The organism is Gammaproteobacteria bacterium, assembly GCA_028817255.1.
Lineage (GTDB): Bacteria > Pseudomonadota > Gammaproteobacteria > Porifericomitales > Porifericomitaceae > Porifericomes > Porifericomes azotivorans.
The window spans coordinates 1-17,412 of the sequence record JAPPQA010000114.1; the positions used below are offsets into that span (position 1 = coordinate 1).

Genomic DNA, 17,412 nt, shown 5'->3' on the forward strand with positions numbered 1-17,412 from the left:
GCGACATCGGGCTGGCGCCCTCGTCTTGCCGACTCCCCCTCAAGGGGGGAGTGGTACGTAAGAACCGCTTTTCTTCCCTTCGATTGCGTAACGGCTGGTGTTCCCCCAAGTCTCCGGAGTGGAGCGATTCGCTATGCGATCCGTCAACGCTCTATCGCAATGAATCCGTACAGCTTGGTTGTGTCCCGGTGGGAAAGGCGTTAGACTGCCACCCGGTTTTGGAGGTGTCTGAGACCTTCAGCTTGGCGTGATGCGGAACCGAAATGCGTTTGCGGGAAGAAAGATTGACGACGGGCCTGGAGACGGCGGATGCGGCGGATGTGTCCGCAGCGCGCGCGGTGTCCGGCCGGCCGCTGGGGCGCCGCTTCGTGATCCGGCCGAATCCGCCGGCGGGCGTCCGGTTGCAGACGCTGAGTTTCCTGCTGGTTGCCGCCCTTTCGCTGGGCATCGCGGCTTTTTTCTATCAGCGCGGCTTGACGCTGATCCTGCCGTTCTCGGGCCTGGAGCTGGCCGCCCTGGCGGCGATCCTGGTCCTCAGTACCCGCCGGGCACGTTTTCTGGAGGTGGTGACGGTTACGCCGGACTTCGTCCGCGTGGAGCGGGGTCGCCCGGGGGACCGCTCGGGGCCGGCGTTTTGTTGGCAGGCCGAGCACTCCTGGACGCGGGTCGTGTTGCGGTCCTCGCAACACCCGTGGTACCCCAGCCGGCTCCTGTTGCGCGCCCGCGGCCGCGAAGTGGAGATCGGCAAATGCCTGTGCGAGCCGGAGCGCAGAGGGTTGGCCCGCGCGTTGGCCGGGCGCCTGGCGTCCCGGTCCTTTTCCTTGCGAGGCGCCGAGGCGTGAGGAAGAAGCCGGCGGAACGGCCCGGCCGGATGGCTGGCTGGCCGGCTGGATTGTCCGCCCGCCGGCGGCGGCGCTGGGCGGCGCTGGGCGCCGGGCTGCTTTCCTGGCCCGGCGCGGCTTTCGCCGAGTACGGCTTGAACATGACCCGCGGCGTTACTCCAATCAGTCGCGAAGTGTACGAATTGCACATGCTGATCTTCTGGATTTGCGTTGTGATCGGGGTCGTGGTGTTCGGCGTCATGTTCTGGTCCATTTTCCACCACCGCAAGTCGCGGGGCGCGGTGGCCGCCGTGCACATGACGCACAGCACTCGCGCGGAGATCGTCTGGACCGCGATTCCGATACTGATCCTGGTGGGCATGGCGATCCCGGCCACCCGCACCTTGATCGCCATGGAGAGCGTGGCGGAGTCGGATCTTACGATCAAAGTCACGGGCTACCAGTGGAAGTGGCGCTACGATTACCTGGACGAGGGCTTCGGGTTCTTCAGCAACCTTGCCCAGGACAGCAACGAGGCGCGCCAGCTGGATTCGGGCCTGAATCCTTACGAGGTTCCCAATTACCTGTTGGAGGTGGACGAACCGCTGGTGGTGCCGGTGAACCGGAAGATACTCTTCCTGACCACCGCCAACGACGTGATCCACGCCTGGTGGGTTCCCGAGTTGGGGTGGAAGCGGGACGCCATTCCGGGTTTTGTCAATTCTTCCTGGGCGTATATAGATACGCCGGGCACGTACCGCGGGCAGTGCGCCGAACTCTGCGGCCGGGATCACGCTTATATGCCGGTGGTGCTGAAGGCCGTGCCGGAAGAGGAATACTCCGCCTGGGTGGAGGAAAGGAAGGCGTTGCAGGTGGCGTTGCAGGAGGAGGCGGGGCAGACCTTCAGCCGCGAGGACTTAATGGCGCGGGGGAAGGCGGTGTACGACACCAACTGCACCGCCTGCCACCAGGCCGGCGGCCAGGGCATCCCGGGCGCTTTCCCGGCGCTTGCCGGCGGCGGCATCACCGTGGGGCCGATCGGGGAGCACATGAAGATCGTGCTGTACGGCAAGCCGGGGACGGCGATGCAGGCCTTCGGCGCGCAGTTGGGCGATGCCGATCTGGCGGCCCTGCTCACTTACGAACGCAATGCCTGGGGCAACGACGCCTTGCTGGCCGAAGGCGCGATCGACATGGTGCAGCCGGCGGACGTGGCGACGTACCGCAACGGCGGAGAATAAAGCGTACGCCTGTACGCGCCTTGCAAGGGGCTGTAGCCATTGGCGAACACGGAGGGAAAAATGACGGCAATAGCGAACCATAAAGGCATCGGCGCTTCGGGCCTGCTGTGTGCCCTGTCGCTGCTCTTTGCCGTTGCGGCGCAGGCGGAGGAGACTCTCGAACAGTTGATGGCGCGGGGGGAGGCGGTGTACAGCGCCAGTTGCTCCGCCTGTCACCAGGCCAACGGCGAGGGGATTACGGGCGCCTTCCCGGCGCTTGCCGGCGGCAGCGTCACCGTGGGGCCGATCGAGGAGCATATGAAGATCGTGCTGTACGGCAAGCCGGGGACGGCGATGGTAGGTTTCGGTCAGCAGTTGAGCGATGCCGACGCGGCGGCTCTGGTCACTTACGAACGCAACGCCTGGGGCAACGATGCCTTGTTGGCCGAGGGTGCGGTCAAGGTAGTGCAGCCGGAGGATGTGGCGGCGTATCGCAACGGCAACGGCGGCGGCTGAGGCAGCGGCAGCTTGGGCGCCCCTGGCGGCGGCTATTGGAAAACAGCTTGGCAAACGGAGAGAGAAAATGACGGCAATAACCGGAACGGCGGAAGATCACGGGCACCACGACGCCCCGCCCAAGGGGCTGGCGCGGTGGCTGTTCACGACCAACCATAAGGACATCGGCACCTTATACCTGCTCTTTTCCTTGCTAATGCTCTTTGTCGGCGGGGCGATGGCCCTGATTATCCGGCTGGAATTGTTCCAGCCGGGGTTGCAGTTCGTGGAGCCGGGCTTCTTCAACGCCATGACCACGATGCACGGCTTGGTCATGATCTTCGGCGTGATCATGCCGGCGGGCGTGGGCTTCGCCAACTGGATGATCCCGATGATGATCGGGGCGCCGGACATGGCGTTGCCGCGCATGAACAACTGGAGCTTTTGGATCCTCCCCTTCGCCTTCGCCCTGCTGTTGCTTACGCTGTTCCTGCCGGGCGGCGCGCCCGCCGGCGGCTGGACTATGTATCCGCCGCTGATGCTGCAGACGCAGGCGGCTCTGCCGTTCGTGATTTTCGCGGTGCATTTTATGGGCCTGTCCTCGGTGATGGGCGCCATCAATATCATCGCCACGATTCTGAACATGCGCGCCCCGGGCATGAGCTTCATGAAGCTGCCGCTGTTCGTTTGGACGTGGATCATTACGGCCTTTTTGCTGATCGCCGCGATGCCGGTGCTGGCGGGCGCCGTCACCATGCTGCTGACGGACCGCTACTTCGGCACCAGCTTCTTCAGCGCCGCGGGCGGCGGGGACCCGGTGCTGTTCCAGCACGTGTTCTGGTTTTTCGGCCATCCCGAGGTGTACATTCTGATCCTGCCGGCCTTCGGCATCATCTCCCAGATCGTGCCTACCTTCGCGCGCAAGCCGCTGTTCGGCTACGCCTCGATGGTCTATGCCACTGCCGCGATCGCCTTCCTGTCTTTTTTCGTTTGGGCGCATCACATGTTCACCGTGGGCATGCCGCTGGCCGGCAGCTTGTTCTTTATGTACGCGACCATGTCGATCGCCGTGCCTACGGGGGTGAAGATCTTCAACTGGGTGGCGACGATGTGGAAGGGCGCCATGACTTTCGAGACGCCGATGCTGTTCGCCCTCTCCTTCATCATTCTGTTTACCATCGGCGGCTTCTCCGGCCTGATGCTGGGCATCACCCCGGCCGACTTTCAGTATCACGACACTTACTTCGTGGTGGCCCACTTTCACTACGTGCTGGTGACGGGCGCGCTGTTCGCCCTGCTGGCCGGGGCGTATTACTGGCTGCCCAAGTGGACCGGGCACATGTACGACGAGACGCTGGGCAAGGTGCATTTCTGGCTCTCCGTGATCTCGGTCAACGTGTTGTTTTTCCCGCAGCACTTCCTGGGCCTGGCGGGCATGCCGCGCCGGATCCCCGATTACGCGGTGCAGTTCGCCGAGTTCAACGCCATCTCCAGCGTGGGGGCATGGGTGTTCGGCTTCAGCCAGCTGTTGTTCCTGTACATCGTGCTCAAGTGCATTCGCGGCGGCGCGGCCGCGACCTCCGAGGTTTGGGAAGGGTCGCAGGGCCTGGAGTGGACGGTCCCCTCGCCGGCCCCCTACCATACCTTCGCGGTCGCCCCGCAAGTGAAGTGAATGGCGTGGTCCGCCGAGGGAGAAGGGGAGGCCGCGCCGAAGCGGCGGCCGGCGTTGCGGCGCCGCAACGTTCTGACCGCGCTGCTGCTCGGCGCCTTTGCCCTGGGGTGCTACGCGGCCTATTTCTTTTTTCGCTGGCATGAGCTCTGAAGCCCTGAAGCGATGAAGCCCCGGGGCGACAATCGCCGTGCGGCCCTGTTGCTGGGGGCGGTCGCCGTGGCCATGACCGGCTTCGGTTTCGCGTTGGTGCCGCTCTACGACATCTTCTGCCAGGTCACGGGCCTGAACGGCAAGACGGGCGTGATCGCCGGCGATGCGGCGGCGGAGTTGGCCGTGGCGCGGGAGCGCTGGGTGACCGTGGAGTTCGACGCCAATGTGAACGGCGGCCTGCCCTGGCGCTTCGCCCCGGCGGCGCGGCGCATGAAGGTGCATCCGGGGGAAGTGGCGGAGGCGGCTTATGTCGTGGAGAACCTGTCGGGGCAGGCGGTTACCGGGCGCGCCGTGCCCAGCGTCGCCCCCGGTCCGGCTTCGGTTCATTTCAAGAAGATCGAGTGTTTTTGTTTTTCTGAGCAGACTCTGGGGCCGGGGGAAAGCCGGGAGATGCCGGTGCGTTTCGTCGTTGCCGCCGATCTGCCGGAGCGGGTAAACGCCCTTACCTTGTCTTATACCTTTTTCGAGGTGGCGGGCGGGCCCGCGGGGGAGGACGCGATATGACGAGTGCGCGGGACGCCTATTATCTTCCGCAACCCAGCTACTGGCCGCTGGTCGGCTCCGTGGCGCTGTTCCTGGTCTTTCTGGGGGCCTCTATGTCCTTGAACGAGTGGGGTTCGGGCGGCTTGTTCATGACGCTCGGGGCGGCGACCCTGGTGTACATGTTGTTCGGTTGGTTCGGGGCCGTGGTCCGGGAGAGCATGGGCGGGTTGTACAACTCGCAGGTGGACATCAGCTTCCGCTGGGGGATGGCTTGGTTCATCTTTTCCGAGGTGATGTTCTTTGCCGCGTTTTTCGGTGCGCTGTTCTATGCCCGCATCTACGCGCTTCCGTGGCTGGCCGGCGAAGGCACGGGGATATTTACGCATGACTTGTTGTGGCCCGATTTCCAGGGACGCTGGCCGCCCCTGGAACTGCCGGACGCGACTAATTTCCAGGAGCCGGCCGCCAAGGTGGGCGCCTTCTGGGTTCCTGCCATCAATACGGCCATCTTGTTGAGCAGCGGCCTTACCGTGACCCTCGCGCACTGGGCCCTCAAGAAGGGCAACAACCGCGGCCTGTGCTTTTGGCTATTCGCCACCGTCGCGCTGGGTGTCCTGTTCATGTTCTTGCAGGCGCTGGAATACATGCATGCCTTCCAGGATCTCGACCTGTCGCTCAATTCCGGGATCTATGGGACGCTGTTTTACATGCTGACCGGCTTCCACGGTTTGCACGTGACCTTGGGGGCGACGATGCTGCTGGTCATTTGGTTCCGCGCGTTGAAGAATCATTTCTCGCCGCAGCACCACTTTGCCTTCGAGGCGGTGGCCTGGTACTGGCACTTTGTGGACGTGGTCTGGTTGTTCCTGTTCGTCTGCGTCTATCTGCTGTAGCGGGCGCCGCGGGCGTCGCCCGCCGTCCTCCTCCGATGCGCCCGGCTTTTCATTCTCCCCGCGGCAAGCCCTGCTGCGCAGGGACGAACGGAGGCGGGTTGGGCTGGATCAGCCCGGTCCAATAGCCGAGCAGCAGCAATGCCAGCAAGCCGATGGATAAAGAGATCCGCCAGGTCAGCGCCCGCACGGTCTTTTGCGTTTGGCCCCGGTCGCTTACCAGGAAGAACAGGGCCCTCCCCAGAGAAAGGAAGATCGCCAGCAAAAAGAGGACGATGACGATTTTGAAAAACAACGTTTCCGATCCAGCGATGCGCCAAGTCCGATGCGCCAGGCCCCTAGTTTAATCCCGTTGTTTCCCCCGGGACAATTCGTTTGTCCGAGCGCCGCGGATTTTGCGGAGGGCGGCGGCCGGGAGGGCGCCGGGGCGGCCTTTGCCGATGTCTGCCGATGACGATGCGGGCGGCGGCGCCCGGTCCGGGAAATGGTCGCCCGGGAAATGGTCCTTGCCTCTGGGCGGCGGCGCGCTCGATGCGCAGCGCCTGTGCTTGTTGCTCGGGGCGCTGGCCCTGTGCGCCGGGTTTTCCGGCCTGGGCTGGTGGCAACTCTCCAGAGCCGAGGAGAAAACTTTGTTGCACCAGAAGTTTCGGGACCGCGCCCTGCTCCCGCCGATCGATCTGAACGGGGATCTGGCGCAGCGCCGTGATATAGTAGCCATGCACTGGCGCCGGGCGCTGGCGGCAGGCGAATATGCGTCTTCCGCGGCGTTGCCGCCGGCCCCGGCGAAGAACTCTTCCCTGCCGGAGGAGCGCGCCCGCATCCCGGGGAGCACCGCTGAATTGCTGCTGGATAATCAGGTACATGACCGCCAGGTGGGATACCTGGTTTATACCGCCTTTCGGCTTCGAGACGAGCCCTTATGGGTGCTGGTGAACCGGGGGTGGGTGGCCGCGGCGCCATATCGGGAGAGCCTGCCTTTTTTCCCCGAGCCGCCTTCCGGGCAGGTGCGCCTGCAGGGCTTGGCGGAGCCGTTGCCGGGCGCCGGCCTCCGTCTCTCCGGGGAGCGCTGGGAGTCCGTGTCCCCGGCGGGGAGGTACCGGGTGCCGTTCGTGGACTTGCGGGAGGCCGGCCGGATCTTCGGGATGGAACTGCTGCCGTATGCGATCCGCCTGGAAGAGGGCGCGGCGGGGGGGCTTTTGTACCGCGGGACCGTGCCGGGAAGCGGTCGGGAGCGGCACCTGGGTTATGCCTTTCAATGGTTTTGTCTCGCCGCGTTGATGCTGTGCCTGTTCGGTTTCGGCCTGTGGCGTTTCGCGCGCCCCGGGGAGGCATCTGCCGAATGACCGGGGAAGCGCGTAGCGGGGGGCGAAAGATCGTCCTGCTGCAGGCGGCCCTCTTTACTGCGCCGATGTTGATCGCCTGGGCGATGTTCCGATTCGCCAGCCCCGCCTTTCTGGGCGACGCCAGTCACGGGACGCTGGTCGTCCCGCCGCTCCCCCTTGCCGACGCCACTCTGCACGCGCCGACGGGGGAACGCGGCCGGCTGCACGGGAAGTGGTCCCTGGTCTATTGGAGCGAGGGTCGTTGTCTCGCGCCATGCGAACGACAACTGCAACGGATGCAGCGCATCTGGCGGGGCGTCGGCAAATATACGCCGCGTCTGCAAAGGGTTCTGCTGCTCGAAGAGGCGGGCCCTCCCGGCTTGGCCGCCCCGGAGTTGGTCCGGCGTCTGCAGCGCTACCCGGGCCAGATGCTGTGGTTGCCGGGCGCGGCGCAAAGGGCCTCGCTGCTGACGGCGCTGGTCCCGGAAGACGGTCGGCGGAGCGGCGCGGGAAATGACCAGGCCGCCGGGGCCGCCAGCGGCCACCTCTATGTGGTGGACCCGCTGGGCAATTTAGTCGTGCGCTATTCCCCGGATACCGATTCCGACGGAATCGTCAAAGACTTGAAGCGCCTGCTCCGGGTCTCGCGGATCGGCTGAGGGCCAAGTCGTGCGCGCGCTCCGAATCCTGGCCGGCGCGGCAGCGCTCCTGACCTTGTGCCTGGTCGTTCTGGGAGCGTATGTCAGGATTGCCGATGCCGGTTTGGCCTGCCCCGACTGGCCCGGCTGCTATGGCCAATGGACGGTGCCCGCCAGTGCCGAGGAGCTGCGGGCGGCGGCGCGCGCGTACCCCCAGCGGCCGCTGGACCGGGCCAAGGCATGGATAGAGATGACGCACCGTTACCTCGCGCTGGGGCTGGGCCTGCTCCTGCTGGGCCTGGCCGCGGTTTCCTGGCAGCTGCGGCATCGCCTGGGGCGCAGTGCCCGCGTGGCGCCGTTTTTGCTGTTGCTGCTGGCGGGATTGCAAGCCTTGCTGGGGATGTGGACGGTTACCCTGCTGTTGCGCCCGCTGGTGGTAGTGGCGCATCTTCTGGGGGGGATGCTGATCTTGTTCCTGTTGTGGGCGCTGTTGCTGCAGTTGGCCTTTCCTTCCTTGCGGCAGGGGCGTCGGGGCGAACCGGGCCGCGCATTGCGTCCGTGGGTCTGGGCGGGGCTGACGGTCGCCTTTCTGCAAGTGGGCCTGGGCGGCTGGACCAGCGCCAATTACGCCGCCCTCGCCTGCCCCGATTTCCCCACCTGCCATGGGCAATGGTGGCCGCGGGGGCTGGAGTTCCGGGCCGCGTTCTTTCCCGCGGGCGCGGAGCGGGGAGACTACGGCGGCGCCGGTCGGGAAGGGACGGGTCTCGCCATTCATTTCGCCCACCGCCTGGGGGCGCTGGCGATGCTGTTGGCGGGGCTGTCGATCTCCCTGCGCGCCTTCCTGCTCGGGCATCCGCCGCTGTATTGGAGCGCCGCCCTGCTGCTGGCGATCCTGCTGGCCCAGTGGGCGCTGGGCGTTTCCAATGTGCTGTTCGGCCTGCCGGCGCCGGTCGCCGTCGCGCATAACGCGGGGGCCGCCTTGCTGTTGTTGGCCCTGGGAACGCTGTTGCACCAAACCCTGCCGCCCCTGCCCGGACACGGGGGCGGATCGTGAGTCAACCGATTTCCGCGCCGCTGCCCGCGCTTTGCGGCGAGTATCTGCGCCTGTGCAAGCCGCGAATCGTGGCGATGATCGTGTTTACCGCAATGGTGGGCATGCTTATGGCGACGCCGGCCCCGGCGCCCCTGCCCGTCCTGCTCTTCGCCTCTTTGGGGATCGCGCTGGCCGCCGCCTCTTCCGCCGTCGTGAACCATATCGCCGATCTGCATATAGACGCCGTCATGGAGCGCACCCGGGGGCGGCCCCTGCCGCAGGGGCGGATCGGCCTGTGCCAGGCGGGCGTCTTCGCCTTGTCGCTGGCTGCCGCCTCTGTGGTGATCCTGACGGCCTTTACCAACCTGCTGACGGTGGTCCTGACGTTGCTTTCCCTGGTCGGGTACGGATTCGTATATACCTCGTATCTGAAGCGGGCGACGCCGCAGAACATCGTGATCGGGGGCGCGGCGGGAGCGGCGCCGCCCGTTCTGGGATGGTGCGCCGTGACCGGCGCCGTGGACTTCCATGCGCTGCTGCTGTTTCTGATCGTCTTCGCCTGGACGCCGCCGCATTTTTGGGCGCTGGCGATATACCGGCTGGAGGACTACGCTAACGCCCGCGTCCCCATGCTCCCGGTGACGCACGGGGTGGCCTTTACCCGCCTGCATATCCTGTTGTACACCGTGCTCACGGCGGTGGTCAGCCTGTTCCCGGTGCTGACCTACCTGAGCGGCATGTTCTATCTGGCGGTAGCCGTGCCCCTGGGCGGCGGCTTCCTGTATCTGGCGTGGCGCATCCGGCGCGAAGACGACAAGCGGGCGCCCATGCGCCTGTTTTCCTACTCCATCTACTACCTGCTGCTATTGTTTGCCGCCCTGCTGATTGACCACTACCTGCCGTGGCCCGTGGGCGCCGCCGCCCCGCTGGCGCCCGCCCCCGGCGATGTTTTTTGAGCGCTTGGCGGCCTTGTCGCGCCCGCGTCATGGCGGATTTTCTGCTTGTGCAAGGCACAATGGCGCCAGGCCCCGTTGAATTTGCAGGGGCTTTTTCTTATTCTTAGCAAAGGAGACGCGAATCATGAGCGAGTCGCAGAACATGAAAGGAATCAATCTGGAACCTGTCATCATCAAAGCCATGGATGAGGAGGAAGGTCATGGATGGGGCTTCGATTTCGCTTGCCGCGTGGCTGCGGAGTACCAGCGCTTCCTGATCCTGTGCCGCGGCAACCCGGATATCGGGGTAGTTCCCTCCGCTGTTGTGGACGACTTCTGGCATCTGCATATTCTGGACACCCAGAAGTATGCCGAAGATTGCGACCGGTTCTTTGGATACTTCCTGCATCATTTTCCGTATTTCGGAATGCGGGACGCGCAAGACGCAAAAAACCTGAAAGCCGCATGGGAGCTATCGCTGGCCCTTTACGAGGCGGAGTTTGGCGAAAAACCTCCTGCCGACTTATGGCCGAAGTCCAGGCGTTGCCCGAATTGCGGCCGCAGGGCCGGGGTTGGCTTTGACAGTCGCCGGCCAAGTTTCGCCGATATGGGATTGTCGGCAGTCTGACAGACAGCGCCGGCGGCGGGACCAGCAGAAACCGCTTTTACTTCGGATTTATCCCTGCCCTGATGCATGTCCTGGTGGCGCAAATGCGGGAAATGTTGGTGGTCTGGGATTTTCGCTTGATTTAAAAGGCGCAAAATTCGATTGGGGATTTTCAGACCTCCTCTAAAACATAGGAACATGGGCATGCAACGTAAAACAGCCAAAAGGAACGAGTCGTTCCCGATGCCGGTCATGAACAGAACCAAATACTCGCCCAATCGGTGCGCGCTCCGCGAGGACGATGCGGGGGTGTGCCTATATCACTCGAACTGCCTGGAGCTCATGGACAAATTAAGCGAAAAATACCCGGAAGGTAAATTTGACATGATCTTTGCAGACCCACCTTATTTTCTCTCCAATGGAGGCATAAGTTGCCACGCAGGGAAAATGGTCAAAGTTGACAAAGGGCAGTGGGATAAATCCCAAGGCGCAGAGCTAAATCATGAATTCAATTTAGAGTGGCTATCAAGATGCCGCAAACTGCTCAAACCCGATGGCAGCATCTGGGTGTCGGGGACTCACCATGTTATTCATTCTATTGGCTATGCCATGCAGCAATTGCAAATGAAGATATTGAACGATATTTCTTGGGAAAAACCCAACCCTCCCCCTAATTTGTCTTGCCGCTATTTTACTCACTCGACCGAAACGGTTATCTGGGCAAGAAAGAGCGAGCAGTCGCGGCATACGTTCAACTATCCGCAAATGCGCGATGCCAACAACGGCAAACAAATGAAAACCGTGTGGAATATCAAGGCCCCTCAAAAAGAGGAAAAGAAATTCGGCAAACATCCAACTCAGAAACCTTTGCGGTTGCTGGAAAGGATCGTTCTGGCAAGTACAAATCCAGGCGATTTAATTTTCGATCCCTTCGCCGGCAGCTCTACAACGGGGGTGGCGGCCATACGGCATGGCAGGAGATTTATCGGTTGCGAATTGGACAATGGATTTATATCCATATCAAAAAATCGTCTGCAGTCTGCAATCGAAGATAAGAACGGCACCTTGGCAAAATCGAAATGAAGGCAGGAGGAACAGGCGGCAGTAGCACTATAACTGGCCTGAATTTTGAAAACAAAGTTGATTTTTTAACTCTTTTAAGGGACATACCGAATTATAGAATCGAAAAAGCATTGGGGAGTTCTGGGCATAAAATTTATTATCGTAATAAACTGATTGCCAAATGCTTCAAAAAGCACGATTTCTATCGCTTTCTGGACAAGCGCAAGATCAATTGGAAAAGTCTCATTTCTAAGAAACTGTTGCCAGATGATGCATTGTTAGTCATTGCCTGCAAAACTTTGTTCATTATTGAAGTTAAATATCAGCAGGTCCCAGGCTCGGTTGACGAAAAACTCCAAACCTGCGATTTCAAGCGAAAACAGTACATTAAGCTTGTGTCTCCACTAGGGCTAAGGGTTGAATATGTTTACGTTTTGAACAATTGGTTCAAAAAACCAGAATATAAAGACGTCTTAGATTACATTCATAGTGTGAATTGTCGCTACGAATTTAATATATTGCCGTTGGCGCGGCTTGGGCTGCCTGCCTAAATCCCGCCTGCCAGGCGATCAAAAACGGCGCTTCCGGGTTTTGTATGGGCGGCGCCCTCCCTGTTACATTCTCGTTCCTTTGTTCGCTGTCCTGCTGATTGACCACTATCTGCCGTGGCCCGTGGGCGCCGCCGCCCCGCTGGCGCCCGCCCCCGGCGATGTTTTTTGAGCGTTTTGCGGCCTCGTCATGGCGGATTTTCTCAATCGGGCTCGAACACCAGCTCCGGCAGTACCACTTCCCAGTGATCGCATTGCGCTGTTTCGGCGTATTCGGAGCTTTGGGCGCGTTTGCTTCGGCTGAGGATGGCAGTGACATGGGCTTTAATGCATCGCCCGTACTCGGTTGGAATGAAACTCTTTGCCAGTTTGCCGATCTGGACGCCGGCTTGGTTGCACAGGGCCCAGCCGTCGCTGGCGGATTGCAGTTGTAATGGATCGCCGGGATTCAGTGCGGCAATGGGCTTATGTATCCCGTCTTCTTTTGCGAATCTGCCGGCGTAATCTATATACACGTCTTGCAGAGACAATGCCTCGTACCGCCAGTGTAATTCGGGTGCGATTTCGACGGGCAACGGGGGCGCATTGCGCTTATGGAAACATGGCTCGTCACCGAGGTCTGCATCGTTGGCGAACGGATGCCGATCGTTGAAACGGCATAGCACCAAGTTTTTGCGCGCCCGCGTCATGGCGACATAGTACAGCCTGCGGGAGCTTTCCGGGTCTTCGTCTCGGTGCTCCCAGCCGCCGTCGAACACCACGACATGATCGAACTCAAGTCCCTTGGCGCGGTGTGCAGTCAGGAGCAGCAGACCCGATTGCCTGCGTCGGGCCTCTCGCGCCCATTCGGCCAGCCAGTCCAGCAGCTGTTCTGGCGGCAACGGCTTGGGCCCACATTCTTTGATGTATTCGGTTATCGCCTGCCATAATAATCGCCACCAGCTGCCGCCGCCTCGTCTCCACCATGCGCGCAGCTCCGCACCTTGCAGCCTGTCCCGCTGAGAAGCCTCCAGGAGATCCATGCCCCGTTTCTTAATCCACTGGCGGACCGCGGTCGGTCGAATCATGGATTCGCGGCCATCGCGCAAATGCCGAACCAGAGTTTGGGTTTCCCTTAATTTCCAAACAGGTACGGATTTCTTTAGATCGGCCGCCGATTGCACGGGTATTTCGTTCAGCGCACAGTAGCCGCGCACTGGATCGAGGTCTTCCCATTTGCGAGCGATCACTGCAACTTTCGACCAGCTCCACCGTGAGGATAGGCCCTTCAGGCGTTGCAGCTCGTCCATGCCGGACACGGCTTGGTGTATCGAATTGTGATTGACTGTTAGCACTTGTACGCAACCCCGTGCCACGGGGTCAAGCCTTTCCCAATCGCCGCCCGCTGGGGTTTTGGCGCGTTCGCGGTTAATCGTAATCGGGTGATTTTGTTTCTGCCTCTCCGCGGCATAGCCGATAATGCGGTTTGCCGCATGGATGACGTGCCGGGTGGAGCGGTAGTTTTCAACCAGGTATTCGGTCTTTGCCTTGTAGTCGTCGGCAAAACGGCGAATATATTTTGTTGACGCTCCCCTGAAGCCATAAATGTTCTGGTCGTCGTCCCCAACCGCCAGCAGATTGAGCCTGGACTCGGTATCCTGCAGGGTGCGTCCGGCCAGGGCGGAGATCAGTTGGTACTGGGGTTCGTCAACATCTTGGTATTCGTCCACGCAGATCCAGCGGAATCCGGACAGTAGCCGCTCGCGCCGCTCATGGGCTTCTTCCATTCGCAAATCTTTTCCCTGGAGCAGTTCCGCGGCCTCGTACAAGATTTTGTCAAAGTCCGCATCGGTATCTATGTTGCGTTCGGCAAAGCTTGCCCCGCACAGCCGCATCGCCAGCGCATGACAAGTCATTACCGTCAAGTACTTGCTGTCGTCGCCGATCAGCGCGTCCAGGCGGCGGCGTATTTCCACCGCAGCATGACGGTTGTAGGTTAGCGCAACGATGCCGGCAGGGGGCTCCCGCCGCACCCGCACGAGGTAGGCAATACGGTGAACGATGACTCGAGTCTTGCCGGAACCGGGGCCGGCCAGTACCAGCACATTGGTCCGTTCCCGGTTATCCGCGACGATCTTTCTCTGCCTCGTGTTCATCGGTTCGACGATGGCGCGCCAGGATTCGGGGCTGGTCTGGCGATCGATTTCCTTCTCTTTTCCCGGCAGCCACTTATGCAGAAATTCCCGCCCCAGAAGGGTAAAATAGTCATGGGTCAAACGTAGTGCGTCTCGCATGTTGTCCAAACCGCGCCGGCCGTACTCGGCCATGATGTGAATGGCATTGGTCTGTGCGTTATAGTGCATACTCAGCGGCTGAAAATCGGGTTTCTCGAATCGTCTGCCGACATTTTTCCGGTCAAGATAAATCGTCATGGCAGGCCGGAATACGATCAGCCCTTTGTGCAGCCGGATAATTTCCAATTCATGCAGCCATAACAAGGCGCGGTCCGTTAGTTTTTGCGGATCCTTGGTCTGCTTGAGTAAGAGATCGCTGTTCGTTGCCGCATACAATTTGCCCACCGTGGTCTCTGCCAGCAAGTCCACGCCGCGGGAGTTCTCAGGCAGACGGGATAGCCAGTGTAGAAGAAGACACTTGGCGGCATCCCGGCGCAATTCGGCGGTTCGAGCCAGTTTGTCCCAGCTTCGGCGCAAGGTAATTTCGACGCTCTCCCGATCCAGAGGGCGCAGTCTTAAGCTGCCGCCCTTGCCATCCGATCCGCGGCCGTCGGCGGCCAGGCTACGCAGCATCAGTCGCAGGCGTTCGGGCAGCGCACCGGCATGACCTTCATCCTTGAGTTGCTGCGATACGCTACGCAGATGCATTTGATAACTCTCGCCCGCTTCCTGCTCCGGAGCGTGTTCCCGCATTAGCCCGATCAGGGCACACTCCATCATGGCGGCTTTGTCAAAACGATTCTGCGATGAATTTTTTACCCCCTTGTGTATATAAGCCGTTATGGCGGAATCGTTACTGGATACGCCGACTCGCTCCAGGTCGTACAAGGCTTTGCGTACGCCGTCGCTGTCAAGCGAGGTTACCCCCATGAGCTGATCGGTGGAAATGCCGTCGCTGTCATCGGCATCCAGAATTGCAGACGCAAGCTTCAGCAGCTGTTTCCGGTAGGCGGGCGATTCAATATGCCGGCTGATATTCTTTTTCGCCTCTTTAACCGAAGATACCCGCAACGAAGAAGGGAAGATGTTAACTTGGTTTTCCTCACGCCGCAGCAGTTTAGCCTCTTCCAGCCAGGACACCGCCGTGCGCACCCGGGTATCGTCGGTTGCGGAGTCGCGCCGGAAGGCGCTGTTGTCTTCCTGAAGCAGAATTTCTCCCGCGGTAACCTCAATCCCATCCGAATGGTGTTTTTTCTCTTTTTTGTCCAGTCTGCGTAAAGAACGAAGTACCGCGTCGATCTCCAGGCGGCTCAAGCGGGATAGCGCGGCCAGCTGGAATTGAGCCTCTGCGTCTTCCTTCGTGAACAGCAGAATGCATTGCGCCTGTTCCCCGTCGCGTCCCGCGCGGCCAGCTTCTTGCACGTAATTTTCCAGCGAGCCCGGCATGTCAACATGGATCACGAGTCGCACATCGGGTTTGTCAATGCCCATGCCGAAAGCGTTGGTAGCGACAATAATTTGCAGGTTGCCCTCGATAAATCGTTGCTGCACATCCTTTTTGCGTTCCGGCCCCATACCGGCGTGGTAGTAGTCCGCCTTCATTTTTTCCTCGACAAGAAATTCGGCGAATTTTTCAGTGCGGGCGCGCGAGTAGCAATACGCAATAGCGCCGCCGCTATTGGAGCTATCGTTGTCAAACGATTCTTTCTGCAGCAATGCCAACAGGTCGGCATGCTTGCTTTGCGGACTGCTTTGCACGACCTCGAATCCGAGGTTGCTACGCTCCGCTCCGCCGTTATACAGCTGCATTTCTAAATTGAGTTTCTGAAAATGCTCCCGGATTTCTTCGATGACATTGAGCCTGGCCGTGGCGGTCAGACACATGATCGGCGGGATCGGCTGGCTTTTTGCGATGACACGGCTGACATAGCGGTAATCCGGGCGGAAAGCGTGGCCCCACTTGGCCAGACAATGGGCCTCGTCCAGTACCCAGGCGCCGATCTCGCGCTGTTCCAGGGTTTTGCGTAAACTGCGGTTACGCAGCTGCTCCGGCGATATGATCAGAATTGCCACATCGCCCAGCCGCACTCGGTCCAGCACTTCGTTGCGCTCCGGCATGGACTGTAACCCGTTGAATGCGGCGCAGGAATCTATCCCTTTTTTTTCCATGCCGCGCACCTGGTCGGCCATCAGCGCCACTAGAGGCGATATGACCACGGTCAATGCGCCGGTCTTGTAGTAACGCGACAGTGCAGGCACCTGGTAACACAATGATTTGCCGGTGCCGGTAGGGAGGATGCCGAGCACATGCCCGCCGCCCATGGCGGACTCGACAATCGCCTGTTGCATCGGCCGGCCGTCGTAGCGGGGCTTGGCGCGGAAATGTTCGAATCCCATCCAGCGGTTCAGTTCCCGGCGGGCATCGTGTCTTTCGCGGCACCACGGGCAGCTTGCTTGGCGACAAGGAGTGTCGCGCAGGCCGCGCACCAACTGCGCGGCGTCGGGATATTCATGGCGCACCCAGGGCGGCATGACCGAGTTCTCTCCCGCCACCGACATCCATGCCAGGGCATAGGCCAGTTCCCAGCCGTGCCGGTCGGTTTTGCTCACCGCCTGTTGTGCCTGTTGTTCGCAGGCGCCGTATCGTAGCAGCAATTTCAGACAAATTTGTCTGGTCAAGGTGCCAGCAGGACGCCCCTGACCCCGAATGCGACTGAACAGCATGTCAAAACTGCGGCTGGCATTGTCGGTGGGCGCCAACCCATGCCATGCCAGTATTAGCGCCGGGTCTGTTTGCCGGAATGATTCGCATTCGTCTTCGAGCAACCTCAGCGCGATCCGCGAATCCAACACTGGGTCGTTCCGGTTGCTTCTCCGTAACGCTCCATCCTTGTAGTGCTTGACAAGACGGTGGTAAGGATTGCGCGGAAACGCCAGCGGACTCAGCATCAGCGTGTCTATGGCGGGTAGCCGCAATAGTGCCATCCCCGGGTTGGCCGCCTCCAGGAAGGGGCGGTCGTGCTTTAAGATGTTGTGCCCGATCAAAAAGGACGCGCCAGTGGCGAATGCGTCGAGTTTCCGTAAGGCACGGAGCAGATCGTTATCGTCGCGTACGCGATGATTGAATACAGATTCGGAATGCATACGCACTGCGGCCAACTGCTGGATGCGGCGGCTTTTCGGCGAGACTTCGAGATCGATGGACAGGCCGTTACGCAGTGCTATTGCCATTGACAATGATCCCGATCCGGTCAGCGTATTTTATAATTCCGCGAATTCCCCAGGCGCAACGCTTGATGGAAGCATTCGGGAAAAACGATTCT

16 protein-coding genes are annotated in these 17,412 nt (G+C 60.9%); 14 read left to right on the plus strand and 2 right to left on the minus strand.

Annotated features, from left to right (window positions below):
* Window positions 1-284 precede the first annotated feature (284 nt).
* The 7 genes from OXU43_05150 (at window position 285) to OXU43_05180 (ending at window position 5,794) form a co-directional block, all read left to right on the plus strand.
* Window positions 285-842, plus strand: coding sequence for a DUF2244 domain-containing protein (locus OXU43_05150; protein MDD9824538.1), 558 nt, complete (start codon window positions 285-287; stop codon window positions 840-842).
* Between the two features lie 29 nt (window positions 843-871).
* On the plus strand, window positions 872-2,062 hold the full coding sequence (gene coxB, locus OXU43_05155; GenBank protein ID MDD9824539.1) for a cytochrome c oxidase subunit II: 1,191 nt from the start codon (window positions 872-874) through the stop codon (window positions 2,060-2,062).
* Window positions 2,063-2,122: 60 nt separating this feature from the next.
* On the plus strand, window positions 2,123-2,557 hold the full coding sequence (locus tag OXU43_05160; protein ID MDD9824540.1) for a cytochrome c: 435 nt from the start codon (window positions 2,123-2,125) through the stop codon (window positions 2,555-2,557).
* Between the two features lie 67 nt (window positions 2,558-2,624).
* Window positions 2,625-4,208, plus strand: a complete 1,584-nt coding sequence (gene ctaD / locus OXU43_05165) for a cytochrome c oxidase subunit I (GenBank protein ID MDD9824541.1) — start codon at window positions 2,625-2,627, stop codon at window positions 4,206-4,208.
* Window positions 4,209-4,358: a hypothetical protein gene (locus tag OXU43_05170; protein MDD9824542.1), complete on the plus strand. Its 150-nt coding sequence runs from the start codon at window positions 4,209-4,211 to the stop codon at window positions 4,356-4,358.
* Window positions 4,359-4,370: 12 nt separating this feature from the next.
* Window positions 4,371-4,922: a cytochrome c oxidase assembly protein gene (locus tag OXU43_05175; GenBank protein ID MDD9824543.1), complete on the plus strand. Its 552-nt coding sequence runs from the start codon at window positions 4,371-4,373 to the stop codon at window positions 4,920-4,922.
* Window positions 4,919-5,794, plus strand: coding sequence for a cytochrome c oxidase subunit 3 (locus OXU43_05180; GenBank protein MDD9824544.1), 876 nt, complete (start codon window positions 4,919-4,921; stop codon window positions 5,792-5,794). Before OXU43_05175 ends, OXU43_05180 begins: the two co-directional genes overlap by 4 nt.
* Window positions 5,795-5,843: 49 nt before the next feature.
* On the opposite strand, the gene OXU43_05185 is transcribed toward OXU43_05180, so the two are convergent.
* Window positions 5,844-6,086, minus strand: coding sequence for a twin transmembrane helix small protein (locus OXU43_05185; protein MDD9824545.1), 243 nt, complete (start codon window positions 6,084-6,086; stop codon window positions 5,844-5,846).
* A 145-nt stretch (window positions 6,087-6,231) separates the two neighbouring features.
* Between OXU43_05185 and OXU43_05190 the strand changes: the two genes are divergently transcribed.
* The 7 genes from OXU43_05190 (at window position 6,232) to OXU43_05220 (ending at window position 11,939) form a co-directional block, all read left to right on the plus strand.
* On the plus strand, window positions 6,232-7,134 hold the full coding sequence (locus OXU43_05190) for an SURF1 family protein (protein ID MDD9824546.1): 903 nt from the start codon (window positions 6,232-6,234) through the stop codon (window positions 7,132-7,134).
* Window positions 7,131-7,772 carry a hypothetical protein gene (locus tag OXU43_05195; protein ID MDD9824547.1) on the plus strand — a complete coding sequence of 214 codons (642 nt, stop codon included), beginning with the start codon at window positions 7,131-7,133 and terminating at the stop codon, window positions 7,770-7,772. The genes OXU43_05190 and OXU43_05195 overlap by 4 nt, the downstream gene beginning before the upstream one ends.
* A gap of 10 nt (window positions 7,773-7,782) precedes the next feature.
* The gene (locus tag OXU43_05200) at window positions 7,783-8,805 is read left to right on the plus strand and encodes a COX15/CtaA family protein (GenBank protein ID MDD9824548.1); all 1,023 of its coding nucleotides are present in this window, start codon (window positions 7,783-7,785) and stop codon (window positions 8,803-8,805) included.
* Window positions 8,802-9,740: a heme o synthase gene (gene cyoE / locus OXU43_05205; GenBank protein MDD9824549.1), complete on the plus strand. Its 939-nt coding sequence runs from the start codon at window positions 8,802-8,804 to the stop codon at window positions 9,738-9,740. Before OXU43_05200 ends, cyoE begins: the two co-directional genes overlap by 4 nt.
* 124 nt (window positions 9,741-9,864) lie before the next feature.
* On the plus strand, window positions 9,865-10,347 hold the full coding sequence (locus OXU43_05210; protein ID MDD9824550.1) for a hypothetical protein: 483 nt from the start codon (window positions 9,865-9,867) through the stop codon (window positions 10,345-10,347).
* A 222-nt stretch (window positions 10,348-10,569) separates the two neighbouring features.
* Window positions 10,570-11,409 carry a site-specific DNA-methyltransferase gene (locus OXU43_05215; protein MDD9824551.1) on the plus strand — a complete coding sequence of 280 codons (840 nt, stop codon included), beginning with the start codon at window positions 10,570-10,572 and terminating at the stop codon, window positions 11,407-11,409.
* Entirely contained in the window at window positions 11,406-11,939 is a 534-nt protein-coding gene (locus OXU43_05220) for a hypothetical protein (GenBank protein ID MDD9824552.1), read from the plus strand. The genes OXU43_05215 and OXU43_05220 overlap by 4 nt, the downstream gene beginning before the upstream one ends.
* Window positions 11,940-12,139: 200 nt before the next feature.
* Here the strand turns inward: OXU43_05220 and OXU43_05225 are convergent, their stop codons facing one another.
* The gene (locus OXU43_05225) at window positions 12,140-17,320 is read right to left on the minus strand and encodes a RecQ family ATP-dependent DNA helicase (GenBank protein ID MDD9824553.1); all 5,181 of its coding nucleotides are present in this window, start codon (window positions 17,318-17,320) and stop codon (window positions 12,140-12,142) included.
* Between the last annotated feature and the right edge of the window lie 92 nt (window positions 17,321-17,412).

Bases quoted from the DNA above. Each gene is read 5' to 3' on its own strand.
- OXU43_05195 (MDD9824547.1), top strand. From the start codon at position 7,131: ATGACCGGGGAAGCGCGTAGCGGGGGGCGAAAGATCGTCCTGCTGCAG.
- ctaD (MDD9824541.1), top strand. From the start codon at position 2,625: ATGACGGCAATAACCGGAACGGCGGAAGATCACGGGCACCACGACGCC.
- OXU43_05220 (MDD9824552.1), top strand. From the start codon at position 11,406: ATGAAGGCAGGAGGAACAGGCGGCAGTAGCACTATAACTGGCCTGAAT.
- OXU43_05180 (MDD9824544.1), top strand. From the start codon at position 4,919: ATGACGAGTGCGCGGGACGCCTATTATCTTCCGCAACCCAGCTACTGG.
- OXU43_05160 (MDD9824540.1), top strand. From the start codon at position 2,123: ATGACGGCAATAGCGAACCATAAAGGCATCGGCGCTTCGGGCCTGCTG.
- OXU43_05190 (MDD9824546.1), top strand. From the start codon at position 6,232: ATGTCTGCCGATGACGATGCGGGCGGCGGCGCCCGGTCCGGGAAATGG.
- OXU43_05215 (MDD9824551.1), top strand. From the start codon at position 10,570: ATGCCGGTCATGAACAGAACCAAATACTCGCCCAATCGGTGCGCGCTC.
- OXU43_05170 (MDD9824542.1), top strand. From the start codon at position 4,209: ATGGCGTGGTCCGCCGAGGGAGAAGGGGAGGCCGCGCCGAAGCGGCGG.
- coxB (MDD9824539.1), top strand. From the start codon at position 872: ATGGCTGGCTGGCCGGCTGGATTGTCCGCCCGCCGGCGGCGGCGCTGG.
- OXU43_05175 (MDD9824543.1), top strand. From the start codon at position 4,371: ATGAAGCCCCGGGGCGACAATCGCCGTGCGGCCCTGTTGCTGGGGGCG.
- OXU43_05225 (MDD9824553.1), bottom strand. From the start codon at position 17,320: ATGGCAATAGCACTGCGTAACGGCCTGTCCATCGATCTCGAAGTCTCG.
- OXU43_05210 (MDD9824550.1), top strand. From the start codon at position 9,865: ATGAGCGAGTCGCAGAACATGAAAGGAATCAATCTGGAACCTGTCATC.